The 14,126-nt window shown below is 57.4% G+C and carries 17 protein-coding genes; 5 read left to right on the top strand and 12 right to left on the bottom strand.

Annotated elements, in window-relative coordinates; translation table 11 throughout:
- Positions 1-2 precede the first annotated feature (2 nt).
- The 9 genes from AC1MGR_RS03785 to AC1MGR_RS03745 all read right to left on the bottom strand — a co-directional run bounded on the left by AC1MGR_RS03785 (position 3) and on the right by AC1MGR_RS03745 (position 9,015).
- Complete coding sequence (locus AC1MGR_RS03785; RefSeq protein ID WP_480233717.1) at positions 3-410, bottom strand: hypothetical protein; 408 nt, start codon at positions 408-410, stop codon at positions 3-5.
- Positions 411-715: 305 nt separating this feature from the next.
- Complete coding sequence (locus tag AC1MGR_RS03780; RefSeq protein WP_480233716.1) at positions 716-2,227, bottom strand: hypothetical protein; 1,512 nt, start codon at positions 2,225-2,227, stop codon at positions 716-718.
- On the bottom strand, positions 2,224-2,811 hold the full coding sequence (locus tag AC1MGR_RS03775; protein WP_480233715.1) for a phage adaptor protein: 588 nt from the start codon (positions 2,809-2,811) through the stop codon (positions 2,224-2,226). Before AC1MGR_RS03775 ends, AC1MGR_RS03780 begins: the two co-directional genes overlap by 4 nt.
- Before the next feature lie 2 nt (positions 2,812-2,813).
- Positions 2,814-3,116 carry a hypothetical protein gene (locus AC1MGR_RS03770; RefSeq protein ID WP_480233714.1) on the bottom strand — a complete coding sequence of 101 codons (303 nt, stop codon included), beginning with the start codon at positions 3,114-3,116 and terminating at the stop codon, positions 2,814-2,816.
- A 74-nt stretch (positions 3,117-3,190) separates the two neighbouring features.
- Positions 3,191-4,117: a DUF5309 domain-containing protein gene (locus tag AC1MGR_RS03765; RefSeq protein WP_480233713.1), complete on the bottom strand. Its 927-nt coding sequence runs from the start codon at positions 4,115-4,117 to the stop codon at positions 3,191-3,193.
- Between the two features lie 38 nt (positions 4,118-4,155).
- On the bottom strand, positions 4,156-5,148 hold the full coding sequence (locus AC1MGR_RS03760; RefSeq protein ID WP_480233712.1) for a hypothetical protein: 993 nt from the start codon (positions 5,146-5,148) through the stop codon (positions 4,156-4,158).
- Positions 5,149-5,179: 31 nt separating this feature from the next.
- Positions 5,180-5,461 (bottom strand): hypothetical protein, encoded by a 282-nt coding sequence (locus AC1MGR_RS03755; protein WP_480233711.1) that lies wholly within the window; start codon positions 5,459-5,461, stop codon positions 5,180-5,182.
- Positions 5,462-5,470: 9 nt separating this feature from the next.
- Positions 5,471-7,570, bottom strand: coding sequence for a portal protein (locus tag AC1MGR_RS03750; protein WP_480233710.1), 2,100 nt, complete (start codon positions 7,568-7,570; stop codon positions 5,471-5,473).
- A gap of 38 nt (positions 7,571-7,608) precedes the next feature.
- Positions 7,609-9,015 carry a hypothetical protein gene (locus AC1MGR_RS03745; protein WP_480233709.1) on the bottom strand — a complete coding sequence of 469 codons (1,407 nt, stop codon included), beginning with the start codon at positions 9,013-9,015 and terminating at the stop codon, positions 7,609-7,611.
- Positions 9,016-9,557: 542 nt separating this feature from the next.
- Between AC1MGR_RS03745 and AC1MGR_RS03740 the strand changes: the two genes are divergently transcribed.
- A complete protein-coding gene (locus AC1MGR_RS03740; RefSeq protein ID WP_480233708.1) occupies positions 9,558-10,694 on the top strand; it encodes a hypothetical protein in 1,137 nt (378 codons plus the stop codon).
- A gap of 16 nt (positions 10,695-10,710) precedes the next feature.
- Here the strand turns inward: AC1MGR_RS03740 and AC1MGR_RS03735 are convergent, their stop codons facing one another.
- A complete protein-coding gene (locus AC1MGR_RS03735) occupies positions 10,711-11,514 on the bottom strand; it encodes a hypothetical protein (protein WP_480233707.1) in 804 nt (267 codons plus the stop codon).
- 236 nt (positions 11,515-11,750) lie between these two features.
- Entirely contained in the window at positions 11,751-12,125 is a 375-nt protein-coding gene (locus AC1MGR_RS03730) for a hypothetical protein (protein ID WP_480233706.1), read from the bottom strand.
- Between the two features lie 167 nt (positions 12,126-12,292).
- On the opposite strand from AC1MGR_RS03730, the gene AC1MGR_RS03725 reads away from it, so the two are divergent.
- From AC1MGR_RS03725 to AC1MGR_RS03710, 4 genes are all read left to right on the top strand, one after another.
- Entirely contained in the window at positions 12,293-12,562 is a 270-nt protein-coding gene (locus AC1MGR_RS03725) for a hypothetical protein (RefSeq protein WP_480233705.1), read from the top strand.
- Entirely contained in the window at positions 12,552-12,962 is a 411-nt protein-coding gene (locus AC1MGR_RS03720) for a DUF5681 domain-containing protein (RefSeq protein WP_480233704.1), read from the top strand. The genes AC1MGR_RS03725 and AC1MGR_RS03720 overlap by 11 nt, the downstream gene beginning before the upstream one ends.
- 122 nt (positions 12,963-13,084) lie before the next feature.
- Positions 13,085-13,246, top strand: coding sequence for a hypothetical protein (locus AC1MGR_RS03715; RefSeq protein WP_480233703.1), 162 nt, complete (start codon positions 13,085-13,087; stop codon positions 13,244-13,246).
- A 75-nt stretch (positions 13,247-13,321) separates the two neighbouring features.
- Entirely contained in the window at positions 13,322-13,654 is a 333-nt protein-coding gene (locus tag AC1MGR_RS03710) for a hypothetical protein (protein ID WP_480233702.1), read from the top strand.
- Between the two features lie 67 nt (positions 13,655-13,721).
- Here the strand turns inward: AC1MGR_RS03710 and AC1MGR_RS03705 are convergent, their stop codons facing one another.
- Positions 13,722-14,126, bottom strand: a complete 405-nt coding sequence (locus tag AC1MGR_RS03705) for a hypothetical protein (RefSeq protein WP_480233701.1) — start codon at positions 14,124-14,126, stop codon at positions 13,722-13,724.

Here is a 14,126-nt window from a genome sequence, read left to right as displayed (position 1 = left end):
GCTTAACCTGCAATTCTCTTAATCAAATTCGTGCTCTGAAAATCGTATCCAAGCGGACGCAACGCCCGCTCCCAGCCACGACGACCACTAAGGATGATGCTGGTGCAGCCTTGTTCGGCTGCCCACTGCTCGACTACTGGGCCGGCGATGTGCTCGATTTCCGCAAGATCACCGCCAGCAAGGAAGATAAACAGCGTCTTCACAGTGAGATTGGTGTTGATCTGTGTGACGCCCGCGCTGTTGTCTGTGCGCCACAACTGATAGTGACCACGGATCAACTGGCCCAGTAGTTCTGCCTCGGTGACCCTGCCATCGCCGTGCGCCAGTGCTTCCAGCAGAAGTTCGCGGCACTCAAGATAATCAGCCAGTAGAGGCTCTAGGCCATCAGCATTGCAAAACTTAACGTTCAAACTGCCACCACGTATCTAAATGTCCGATCGGTTTGCGCGAGGTTGCGATGCGTGATGGTGAAAGTGCCCGGTCCATAGGCGCTCACGTAGCAAGCACCGCTGGCCATCTCTGCTGCCGCAGTTGCGGTTTTCGCGCAGAGGGCCACTGCCGCATCAAAGCCAGCCTGTGCCACAGGTGACCACAGTTTGCGTGGTGTTAGTGGCTAGGGTGACTTCGCCCTTGACATTTGTTTTGCGCTCCAGGCGATTGCTCTGGTCAATCACCTGTTTGAGCGTTCCATCCGCACGAGTACTCATGCGTTTATTTACCTGAGGCCCGTTGGAACCGCGTCAATCTCCACGCCCATGGCCTGGCTCCAGCCTCCACTAAGAGTGAGGCGGTAGCGGTGATAGCGAGCATCGCTGCGCACGGGGCACCAGCCGTTGATGTTGATGGGGCTGCCGTTGCCGTAGGTGGTGTTGGCCTGCGGAGTGACTTTGCCGCTCACCTGCACGCTCACATCGGCTCGGCCATGAACCTTGGGGCTCACGCCACGAACCAAGGCCCTATCGCCACGCACACCCTGGATTTGCTGGGCCAGCATGGCTGCGGTGGGGTATTCGCCGGTCTCGATGGTGGCCAGCATGTTGGCACCCGAGAACGAGTAAACCTTGCCGCTCTCGTCCATGGCAGCGAGGAACGCTCGTCCACCACTCCACACGGTGCTGTCCAGCGATGCAGGCACGGCTTCGATGCTGCCGTAGCGATCCAGCGCAGCCAGTGTCTCGGGAAGGCTGAGGCTGTTGAACAGGAACTGCACCGTGCTGGTGCCGGTGCTCCATGTGCCGGTGTCATAGTTGAAGATCAGGAAGTGATCCGGCTTGAGGTCATAACTGTCGATGCTGGCGTACAGCCAGATTACCAGTTTGTTGAGCGGATCGATGCTCACGGTCATGCGGTCGAAACCGGCTTGGTTGCTGTCCGCTTTGAACCAAGCGTCAATCTTGCCCTTACCAATGGGTGCGAGTTTGTCGTTCTCCATCATGTAGAAGCCATCTTCTCCATAGAAGAAGATTTTGCCGTCAGCGGAGATCACGCTTTGCGGGATCGCACAGCCCTTGTTCTGGTAGATGGTCTTGAACTCGAATACTGCTGGTGAGCCCACGTACACCATTTTGACAATCTGGCTCTTGAGCAGGATGGTGCCTTCTTCGCCACCGATCACGGCCTGAACCGGGCCACCGCCCAAGATGTCCTGAAAGTCCGCCTGCGTGGTGGCGCTGAAATTCCAGTCCATGGGATTGCCGATGGCGCTCCAGCGCACACGGTATGGAACTGCACCGTCGAAGGCATCGAAGGTGTTACCCACGAGCACGAAATCGCGCAGCGTGGTCACGTACCGAGCCTTGGTGAGCGTGGTTAGGTCCGCGAATCGAGTGCCCTTGGTGGTGTCGATGTACTGGGGATTGTCGCTGTAGTTGGTGCCCAGCACGAGACCGTAGGCCTCGGTGAAGCGCCAGCCCTCGATTTCCGCGGTGTTGTATCCGGCGGGGCGGCTGATGTCGGCCCAGTTCTGTGTGCTGGGGTCCAGCGTGAACAGGTTGGTGCGAGCAGCGGCGTAGACGTGGGCGTTGCGGCCATTGTCCAGCAGCGAGATAGCCGCGTAGGGGCGGCTGGGCAGCGAGGTGGGCGAGTACTGCTGCGGGCTGGGGAATGGCTTGTAGAACGCACCACTACCGGGGATCACGTTGTGGGCGCGGGTCACACCCGGATTGTTGAGCGCGGGCTGGTCAGGAAGCCACTCACCGAATGGCACGTTGAGGCTGGGAAGGCTCATGTGAACCTCCGTGTCTGGAGCGTGCTGCCGCTGAACGAGCCGCGTGCGTGGTCCGTGTTGAGGTTGCCCAGAGCAGCCGCGAGTAGTGTGCCGTAGGCAGCCTGCTTGTCCTGGTCCTGTGCCCAGATCGCATATTCCAGCAGCACCCCGTAGAGGTACACGTCAGGGAAGGTGCTCAGCAGCCAGTTGGTGGGTGCAGCCTCGGTGAGCGCAGGCACACGGGCGTAGTAGGTGAGGCCCACGGTGATGTCCGCAGCCGGGCGGCTCTGGAGCCGAACCGTGTTGCCCACGATGGCATAGCGGTCGGTGTCGCCGGGCTCCGCGTTGAGGCTGTCGATGCTGGCCAGTGTGAGAGGCCGGTGATTCAGTTTTAGTGAGCGGCCTTCTTGAAAGTCCACGGGCAGCGGGAACGATGCCACGTCCTTGGCAACAGAAATTTCCGTGTAGCGCTCGGCCAGCCGGTGCTTGATCGTGCTGGCGAACTTGGCTTCCGTGAGCGCAATCAGGGTGTTCAGCGGCAGATCGCTACGGGTGGTGTAGTCGGCAAGCGCAGCCTTGAGTTCGAGAATGTTCGCCAGGGCCATGCTTACACCTTGAGGTTATTGGTGCGCAGGTGCTGGAAATCGCTGCTGTTAATGCGGCGCTTAAATGCAGCATCGTCATCGAGGATGCCTTGCTTGTGCCAGTCCCAGTACATACCCGTGGGGATGCTGGCCACTTGCACCATCTCGCCCAGTTTGCTGGTGCGGCTGAAATCCGTCTGCTTGGACTTGTTGGCATCCAGTACGGCATCAATCTTCCATTCGGTCTCGATGATGAGGTTTTCGCCATCACGAATGAACCAAACGCGCTTATCGGGAGCATCCTCCCACAAAACTTTCTCCGCCACGCAATCACCTAAAATATAATTCGTATGAAAAAGGGGAGAGCCCGAACGAGCCCTCCCCCAGCACCCACTATTTATTAGGGCTGTACGTCAGCAATCTTGGCGTTGCCCAGTTCGTTCTTGCTCTCCAGGGTCCACTCGGTGAGGATGGCCTTGCGGTCAGCATCGGTGGTCTTGGCGAGGTCTTCGGTCTTCATCGCGCGCAGGGTAGCAATGGCCCAGAGGCTGGGATCGAAGAGGATCACAGTGCGCGAACGCATGTAGCGGTGCGGGATGATCTCGTGACGACCGAAGTCGCTCACGTACACATCGATACCAGCAGTCACGGTCTGGTCCTTGGCCTGCTGGAACTTGGTTGCGTTGCCAGTGAAGCCCGAGATGGCCTGCTTGAGAGCGGGACCAGCAATGACCTTCTTGACGTCGCCGCCGTTGGTCCATGCAGTGGCGATCACGCCCTTGAACATGGCCTCGGTGAGGGTACGCAGGGTGCCATCGGTGGGGGCAGCAACAGTGCCGCTCACGTAACCCGGTGTTGCACCGCCGGTACCGGCGCTCACGTTGGTGCTGATCCAACTCTCGATGCCTGCGCTCTTACGCACGGGACCGCTTGCGCTGGGGTTGTTGCCAACCAGCGAGGTCTCGATGTCACGCTTGAGTTCCACGCCAGCCTTGGCAACCTGACGACCAAACTCGTTGTTGGTGCCAGCGGTGTTCACGGCCTGGAGCGTGCCAGAGACGTTGATCACCTTCTGGCTGATCTGGGTGTAGTTGCCCAGGCGCACGGGGGTGGTCATTGCGGTGTCAACGAACTCAGCGCCCTCGGCCACTGCGTTGTTGCCGTTGGCAGCATTCAGGGTCTCGGTGAGGAATTCGTGGCGGGTGTTGGTGGCCTTCTTCTTCTCCAGAAGGCTGTACACCGGGGTCTCCTCGGGGGAGATGTTGTTGATGACGTTTGCGAGGTCTTCACGAACGTGAACGACCGAGTTGGTAACGAGAGTGGCCATTTCCTGGCTCCTTATTATTGGGCTCTCTATTTCTTTTGTTAGAGTAGCCTGCTGATGATGCTTGCAGCGTCATCGACGCTGCCGGTTCGTTTGAGACGCGCCATCTGCTTTGCGTGATCAGCCTGGGCAACAGTGCTCTTGCCGGTGGTTACACCGGGCTTAGCCAGCGGAGGCTTGCTTGCTACACTCTGGATGGTCTTGCCTTCCTGAGCCTTCATTCGGTCGAACTTCATCGACTTGAAGAGAACGCTGAGGAGCCTTGCATCAGTGACGCTCTGCAACAGTTCTTCGGGCAATCCCACTTCGTTCAAAGCGTAATTGACCAATTCTGCGCTGGCCTTGCTGATCTTACCATCTTCGGTGCGGGCAAACTCTGGGTGCAACTGCACCAAGTTGTTGTATGCCTCTGCCTGTGCCTGAGCCACGGCTGCCTGCTTCTGCAAGTTGGCTGCCTGCTCATGCTGTGCGCGCAACTGCCTCACTGCCGCGAGGTCAGATAGTCGCTTGTTCCACTGCTCCCGCTCGACTGCATATTGTGCCGGGTTATCCTCGGCCAACTGCACCCAATTGGGTTCCTGTGGGAAGTGGTCACGCAGGTTCTGCTCCACCTGGGAGAGATACTGTGTGGCCTGCGCATTGAGTTCGTTGCGAACCTGACTTTCGGCTTGCTGGCGCTGCTGTGCCAGTTCCTGGGTCTTGCGCGTGTAGTCCGACTGGCGAAGGTAGCCGCTCTTAAGGTCACGGACCTTGACGCGCTCTCCATTCACCTCAACCTCGGCATCCTCACTAATCGCGTGGGCTTCGGTTGCTTCGGGCTCTGCATCCTCCTCGGTGTGCTCTGCCTCGTCGGTATCCGTTTCCGGGTGTACCTCGGTGGCGTCTGCATCCTCGTGGGATGGTACTTCAGCCTCAACGGCCTCGTTTACAGCATCAGCAGCATCGTCGTTACCGAACAGTGCAGTGATCTGGCTTGCTGCGTCGTGCAGCGAAAGACTTGCAGTTCCCTCGCCGGGATTATTGCTGTCTGACATCGATTACCTCGATTGTTGTTGTTAGTTCTATTTAGTGTGTGAGCCCGAAAATGCCTCGCTTGCGGGCCTCGGTGAGTTCAGCAAGGTTGCGTTTGTCGATTTCGCCGCTGGCGATGGTGCGGCCCACGAATTCATCCACCTTCCTGAGCAATCCCAGCATGAGGTAGATGCGCTCGCGCGCTTCGCTGTCGCGGGCGTCGGTGGTCTGCCAAGCAGCCACCAGCGCTTCCTTCACCTTGTCGTATGGCTCGCGATAGATGGGATCGCTGTAATACTGCTTGTAGAGTTCTGCCTTGCGGATGCTGTCTTCCATGGGCTCTCCTTACTGGGGGTCTTTGATCTGCGGCTGCGTGTTCTGCTGGGTCATCATCTGAAGTCCCTTGAGTTGTGTTTCCACGCCAACCTCTTCGCGACGCATCGCCATCTCTTGCTCAAATTTATACTTTTCCAGTTCCATCTTGGCCGCGAACTGCTCACGCTGCATCTGAAGGTTCATTTCCATCTGCTGCTGCTTGAGTTGCATTTCCATCTGCATCTTCTGCACTTCCATCTGCATCTTGGCCTGCTCGGCCTGCACAGCGGGATCGGGCTTCTCCGGTGGCGGTGCACCAGCGGCTGGACCCTGCTTGGCGGGGTTGTTCCAGAAGCGCTCAGCGTTCTTGAAGCCGCTGTGCTCGGTGATCAGCGCCAGGGTGTTGTAGATTTTGCCCATGTCGGTCATGGGCGCACCCAACTTCATGGCCTCCATCTGCTGTGAGAGGATGTTGCCCAGTGCAGCCAGTTTCTGGGGCTTGTCGGTGATGCCAAAGGTGATGTTGGCCTTGATGTCGAGGTCCGGGTTCCACTGGTCGGTGCCATAGGGAACCCAGTTGCCGCGCAGTTTCACGGTCATTTCCTGCGTGTCCGCCATGTTGGCGATGAGCAGGCTGGTCACCATGCGGAACAGGTAGCGATAGCCGGTGTCGGCGAACATGCGGGCGATGAGTTCCACCCGGAGTTGGCTCATGGTCTGACGCTGGCTGCTGGCCGTAGCCGTGGTGTTCTGCAACTGCGTGGGGTCCACACCCATGAGGTTGGGGCCAACGCCAGTGCGGTGCTCGATGCTCTGGTTGAGCATGTCCAGCATGCCAAAGGCCTGCCCGCCCACGAATGGTGTGGTGATGGTGCTGAGCGCGTCCTTGTCCTTGACCCTGATGATGCTGTCGGGACCGGCGTTGAGCAGGTCGTCGATGTTCACGCCTTCCACGTCCGCAACGCGCTGAGGGCGCAGCACCTGGGTGAGGTTGTCGTTGATGCCGCGCATGAACTGGCTCTTGAGGCGCTGGTCCTTGCCAACCAGATCACCCACGCTCATGCCGTTGATGGTGTTGGGCATCATGTAGGGAACGAAGGGCGCGAAAGGTGCTAGTTCCACCTCCTCGTGCGCCAGCAGCACAGCGCCGCTCGATGGGCCTCCACCAATAGTGAGGCGCACCAACTCGCGAACGCCATCGCCGTTGATGTCCATGCGCATGAACAACTCGTAGAGGTCCACCTCGTCCTCTACGTCGTTGGTGCCGTCTGTGTGGCCCTGATCCTTGTTGCGCTCCTGTGCGTACTCGCTGGTGTCACCGCCGCTGAGCGGGATGCGATTCACCTTCTCGGCTTCGTAGCCCATCTCCAGCAGTTCAGCGCGCGGCAGGGTGCGCTTGTAGCCCTGGAGGTCCGCTGCAATGCCACCGGTCTGGTAGTCGAACTGAGCGTCCTTGCTGACGATGAAATCCTCGGGCGGCAGCACGCTGATGCGTACCTTGCTGCGGGTGTGAGCCTCGCGCACCTTGAGGTCGCGCATCTCCATGCCGGGGATCATTTCCATGCCCGGAATCGGATATGCCTCACCGGCCTCTAGGATTTCGTGATCCTCGCTGTTCTCCAACTCCACCGCTTGGTGGTTGGGAACGCCCTCAAGCACCTGTGCGGGCTTCCAGCGCTTGTCCTTGTAGAATTCCGCGGTGACGATGCCGAGACCGCCGATGAGGCCGTTCTTGAGCCAATCGTGCAGCACCAGGGCGTGGTTGTTTTCCTGGGTGACCACGAAGTTCACCACATCGGTCTGCTGCTCGGCCAGTGCCTCGTCCTCGGGGCCGGTGGGAGAGAACTGAACAACCTTCTCCTGGCTGTCGAACAGCGCCATGAGATTGCCCAGCGTCCATTCCACGTTGTCGAAGGTGTCGCTGGTGACGTAGCGGCTGCGTCCAACGATATGCTCGTCACCCGCAAACTGGTCTCGATTGTACAGTTCCAGGCCAGTCACGCGCTTGCGCTCGATCTCGCCCAGCGTGAAGTTCTGCGCGTGCTGAACGCCCTTGCTTACGCGATTGAGGATGTCCTGCTCACTGAGAGCCTTGGGCGCTGCTGGCTTCTTGGTGTTTTCCTCTTCCATCCGTGCCTTTCGTGTGCGGTTTTCCCGCATCTTGCTCGTTAGATAATGTTGTACCCACGATTGATCGTGATGGGCTTGTTCCAAGCGTATTTACCGTAGTGGGTATTGCGGGCATCACTTGCGAAGGTGAGGCAAAGCGCGTCCGCGAGGTCGGGACTCTTGCGCCCAGCCTTGCGAATGTCTTTCTTGCTCTGAACCTTGTGCTTGAGGCCCTGAAACTCATACGAGGGCAGGCACAGTTCGCGGATCAACTCGGGGTGATTCGGAATGCTCACGTTGCCGGTCTCGAACCACTCGCGCGCCTTGAACCAGAGTTCGTCGCGCAGGCTCATGTACCGCTCAGCATCGCGAGCCTTGTTGCTCACGATGACCTCTTTCACCGGCAGGCCCATGGTGCGCAGCAAGCCAGCGATGCCGTGACCCACGCCGATGCCATCCACGCAGATTTCCGTGGGCTGCTCGGCCTTGGGGGTGCGGTCGAACTCCTCGCGCACTCGGGCTGCAAGTTGCTCGGGCAGCATGGTGCCGTACACGATGGGATCACCCATCATGAGATTGTCCTGGCGCTTGATCAGCACGCTCCGGTCCTTGCCGGTGCCGCTGGGATCAAAGCCCCACACCACGGGGTATTTGGGGGTGGGGACCACATCGCGCTCAATGGCTTCCACCACGATGTCACGCGGGATTACGCCGTCTTCGTCTTCCAGCGGGAACTCACCCAGCGCCTTAACGCGGTACTCATTAGTGCCGATGCCGCCGAATGAAGCCGTGATGGCTGCTAGATCATCCGGCTTGATGTTGGGGTTGTCGGTGAGTTTGCCGTGAACCCGCGTCCATCCCACGCTGATGTCGGGATGCTCCCAGGTGTCGAAGAAGAAGCCGCTTGTTTTGGATGGGTTGCTGATGATGCACAGTTTGGGATTGCGGTCGGTGAAGATGTTCTTCAACTCCGCGAATACCAGATCGGGAACACCCGTGGCTTCGTCAACGAACACGAAGTTATTGACTTGGTGGATACCACGAGCAGTTTCGATGTTGTCTTTGTTGGCTAGACGCGTCTCCGCAAATGCACCCGTGGGGTTGTCACGGCGATACAGTTTGGTGGCCGTGTAATCTAGGTTGTCTTTGAGGAACGGCGGCAACTTCACGAAGAGGTTGCCCACCTCTTTCCAGATACCTGCTTTGATCTGGTCCTCGCTGGGACCAAAGATAGTTACCTGCACATCGTTATGCGTGAGCAGCGCCCAGTGGATCAGCACCGCCATGCTGAACGTCTTGCCGAAGCCGATGCCGCCTCGGAACGTGATGCGCTTGTTGGCTTGGTACTTGGTGACGAACTCCACCTGCTTGGGTGTGAGCGTGGTGCCAAAAGCCTGCTGAGCGAAGAATGGAATGTCTTTGCGGTACTGCTGAAGTAGCAGCACCAAATCGTTGTCTTTCGCCATGCATTTTCACAAAATCTTGGTTCCCCAGTATTTATGCCTAGCATAGCATTTAAGGCCCATACGGTCCTTTCGTCACGATTGTTCGCGTGCTATCTTTACAGCCGAGATAATTACAAAACACGTGATCATGGCTCAAGGACAGCAATGACAAGTATAGCGATTATTGTTTCGGCAAGCGAGTACGGACGCGAACTTAGAAGCCTACCTGCATGCGCAAGAGATAGCGCCGCAATACAGGCATTAATCTCAAGTGAAGAAAGATTCACCTCTAAACTGATTCTCGACAATGAGCAAAATTCAATTGTAGCAAACGAAAAACTTTACACTTTTCTTGCAAGTTACGAAGGACAGACTATTGACGAGGTTTTTTCTATTTCACTGGGCATGGAGAGTTCAGAGAGGACGAATTCTATTACCTAATGCCAGATTTTCGATCTTCGCAGCGCAAAAGTACGTCGATCGTCAACAGTCAACTCGATAATGCGGTAAGGCGGATATCTCCACGGCTATTTGTTAAGATAGTCGACGCCTGCGAGGCAGGGATGCCTTATGTAAAGGAGGTTGCTGATTTTGATCGCGTCCTGTCGAAACTAAAGCCTTCATTCAAAGATGTTTGTTTCTTATATTCGTCTCACTCCGATGAGAAATCTTATCTTGATAGTCATCTAAGTTATTTTACTGAAAGCATTGTAAAAGCGGTCAACGAGCATCCAACAGATACTATCAAGTATCGTAACCTAGTAAACTATTCGTCTGACTTTTTCGAAGTTCTTGATTTCCAGCAGCCTTACTACGTTCTGCAAGGGTCAGCCAATGATGTCTTCTGCACGGTCGACGCAGATCTTAAAGATAAACTTAAAATTTTTATCAGGGATCTAAGTGCTGGTAAGACATTGATTCAACACAAGCAGACAGAAGTATCTCTTTTGAGCCTAGTGGAGGCTGAAGCAGAGATGTATGCAACCCGTGAAGAAGTTGAGACTATCCTCTTTGCCCTGCCCGAAAAGATTCTGAAACTCGATTTTGGCACCGAGGTTCAGAGTATTTACAGCCTATCAGTTGAGGTAGTAGACGAAGATCGGATGCCAAGCACAATTCCGATAGGAGAATTTCTCAACCGCCCTAGACAAGATGTTGCATATTTTGCCGAAGCCAAACGAGTCCAAGAAACCTATCAAAAGAAAGTGCCCAAAAATCCATTTTTATTAAATATCGGAACGGCATTAAGAATTAATACCGGTGGGGTAGAAGACCCAAACGACTATGTGCTTGTCCCCAGCGTAAGATCTAAGATAACCGGGTTTGGACATACCTGTGCGACATCAGTCCCGGCATTGTGGTTGACAGCCTCAAGTAGATTCCCAAATGTAATGATGGGTCGATGCTTTGTGGTCCCGATTCTATCTCGCACTATGATTGCTCTGGCTTACTGCTTTCACCACTATGAAGCACGTGACTGGGACAAAATGAGAAAGGTTGGTGGCGACGAATGGTTTTTTATCGAAGCGTATCTGAAAGAACCTGGCGCCATTGATAAGGGACTTAATGTGATTTCTGAGCGATTTAAGAGTTTCCTGCTGGACCCAATTATTGCTCGCCTTCCGGTACCAGACAATCTGAAAAAAAACCCTAGCGTTATCGAAAACCCAACAAAAGTAGAAGATAAGAAAAAGCAGTGAAGCACTATGACCGAATCTAATTTTTTGATCTATTTTGTAACTCCGTGATGTTCTTGAGCGCTTCTTGGATCATGCGCTCAACCTCGTCCTCTGTCTCAGTGATGGCGTGACGGCTCAGCCAGTCCGCAGCAAGCGAGCCCGTGGGTAACCCCTGCGGGCTCACCTGCCCGCACGCCACCTTGAGGTCCGTGCCGTTTTTCTCGAAGCGGCTGCGCAGATATGCGCCTTTGATGTCCTCGAGATGCCACGTGCCGCATGCGCCATCGCGGTCCTTGTCGGGGAACATCTTGATCTGCAATTCCGTGCTGAGGCTGGCTGGCATGGCCTGAGCACCCGCGATGTCGTAGTCCACGCCGGGCTTGGGATACACGCACACAGCGCTCACGTAGCGCCACGGGATGGGGTTGCCGGGCGTGCTTGCGCCCTCTCCGGTGTAGCGGAAGTACACCATGCGATGCGCGCTGATGCGCTTGCCCACGGCCTCCACGAGGCTGCAAACCTCATCCTCGCGCCTGATGTCCTTGCGTGCCCGGTTGGCCTGCACCTCAAGCGCAGCCTGGGAGGTGGGCACATAGGACACCACGAACTTGCGGAAGTCGGCGCTGCTGTACGTGGCATAGCCGAAGCCGCCGAAAGCCAGGATTACCGTGACGGCGAGCGCGCTCACCGGGCTGCGCTGGAACACGCCCACGATGCTGCCAAAGGCGCTGGCCATGGCTCCGGGGTCTTTGAGGGGCTGGGCCTTGCTGCGGCGCTTGCGCGGTGCTGGCGGGTTTTCCTGCTGGGGAGCCTCGCGGCCGGTGAATTCGTTGTCGTCCACCGGCGGTTCTCCCAATGTGGTGTTGCCGCGTATTTATCCAGGCATGAGCGATCTCGGGTCTTTCGGCCGGGCAATAGGTGGTTTAGATCTGAACCGTTGACTTCGCATCGCCCCCACGATGCTCAACACTGCCCCGCTGGGCCTCGCGATTGCAGCGGCTCAGTGGGGCGAGCGGCGAAACTGCCGAGATAGGAAAGGCCCGCACTGAGCGGGCCTTTGGCACAATTTGAGATAGTTCAAGCGGGTTTCTTCGTCTTGCGAGTGCCCTGCATTCGTTCGCTGCGGGCCTTGCTGTTGGCGATGATCTGCGCCCTCAGGGGCTCGCTGGCTTCGATGACCTGCCGGGCCATGCCCAGCCGCTCCACCACCTCATCCAGCGTGGCAGCAGCAAACCACTGGTGATCCCCGAACCGGAGGCCTTCGCGCCCGATCTTGAGCCGGTAGCCGCTGCCATCGCGCTTGAACCATGCCACTCGGGCGTTGGCCTCTTTGCCCTCTCGGGCGTCCTTGGCCAGCGCAATCTGCTTGTCGATCTTGCGGAAGAACACGCTGACAGGATCCCGATCCGTGTTGTTCAACGTGGTGGCTGCAAAAGCAAGAAACTGATCCATGAGCGACTTCGTAGCCATCTGTGCTTCTCCATGTGCGCCGTGTGCGCCACTCGCTCTGGCTACAGCCATGTGCCACAGGATCAACCGAAGACTAGCCGCTACGGGTGATTTCGCCGGTTCTTGCTGCTTTCGCGTAAATACGAGCGAAGCCAGCCACGAGGAGAACCATGGCAACAATCATTCGCGTAAAGATCGCAAACGGCTACCGCCCGCAGGTGGATGCCATCGTGGAAGCCAACCCCGGTACCACGCCGGACCAAGCAGCCCAGCAGTGGGTGGCACGCAGGTACGGCGACTGGATCAGCGCCAACATCACAGAGGCCTATTCGTTTCGCGCTTTGAGCGTGGCGCAGTTCGACGTGATGTTTTCGAGCCCTGACCACGCCAGGAACTTCCAGCGCCAGATTGGCGGCCAGGAGGTGGCTGATGGCGCGTAAGCAGAATGAGCCCGAGGCGTGCAAGGCGCGTGGTTTCCAGAAGGGCAGCAGCGGCAATCCCAAGGGCCGACCGCCCATTATTCGTGAGGTGCAGGAACTGGCCAGGGATCTCACCCCGCAACTAGTGAGCAACCTCTTCGACATCGCCATGGACCCCAACACCAACGGCAGCGCGCGAGTGCAGGCCAGTGTGGCGCTGCTGGATCGCGGTTGGGGCAGGCCCAAGCAAAGCGTGGACGTGAAAGTGGATCACAACGCCAGCGGCATCGCGGACGCTATCAACGCGATGCAGCGGCGCATGGTGGAGATGGACCGGCAGCAGGCAGCGATTGATGCGCAACGGGCCAACACCATCGACGGCGAAGTGGTCTATGAAGAGGTTGCGAAACCGTTAAAATAACCAGCAATAACAAGGCTTCTTTTCGCCGCGACGGCGCGCCGCATTATGCTTTGGGTAACTGCACCACCACATTGTGTACATTCATACAGAGCGGCAAATCTTCCGACTCAGGGAAGGGTGACATGATTACCCCCACTGGCTACGTGCCGCCTCGCGGCACCAAATTGGATGGCGTACTGGAAGGCGTGGCACGCGAACTGGCCAAGGCTCTGCCGCTGCGGCCCGAACCTGCTTCAACCGCGCTGCTGCTGAAACGCATGGCCAAGAAGCAGGCACAATCTTAGGCGAAGCCCCCGCGAAAAATCCCGCTGCGAGTGACAGCGCCGTGGGGTAAGCCTCCGTTCAAACGGAGCCCTGCGATGAAGACCAGCATCACCCACTACCGGCCGCAGAACCCCAAGCGCAGCGGCGCACTGGAGCACCGGTTCATCGCTGCTGGCCCCGAAGTGGCGACGATTGCCAAGTGGCTGAGGGACAACAACGCTCACGGGGAGTGGCGTCTGGACCCGCACGCGCAAACGCTGATCAGCGGCACCTCACAGGCACCGGAGCCGGATGAGCCGCTGCGGTTCAAGTTTGAAATCCACGAGAGCGCCACGGACAAGGAAGCAGCCCGGCGCACCACGGCGCACATCTCGCTGCTTAAAATGAGCAACGCAGGGGTGCTGGATCTCAAGTGGAATAAAAAATAGGCCTTCACCCCGGGGTGAAGGCCTACGGTACCAGCCGCGATGGCTCGCCCGGCACGTTCCAAAAAGATCAGTCAACCGCCTGCGGGACTAGATAGAGGCCTTGTTTCAGACACGGCCCAGCCGTGAGCGACTTCACGCGCACGTACTCGCCCTCCTTGAAGATCTCGAATTTCCCGAAGGCTCCGCTCTCATCCGTTGCCACCACGCGATTGGGGCCCACAGTCCTGCCTTTGAAACTGGCCCTGCATTCCGCGTGTGCGCCAGAAGCGGAAGGATCCACGCCAGATGCATTCATCACCCATACTCCGCCACGCTTGACGCCGTTCACGGAGTAAAAAAAGTCCGCGATTTTGCTGTTGCTACCGTCAAGATAGTCGTAATGGGCGCTGAAATCGCCACCTTTCGTAAAGTCGAACGCAACGGCTGGCATTGATACGCAGCACAGCAGGCTTATCGTGGCAAACCTAATCAC

The organism is Methylobacterium sp. BI1 (assembly GCF_056680125.1).
Note: the sequence above shows the minus strand (reverse complement) of the source record. Positions and strands in the feature narration are given on the sequence as shown.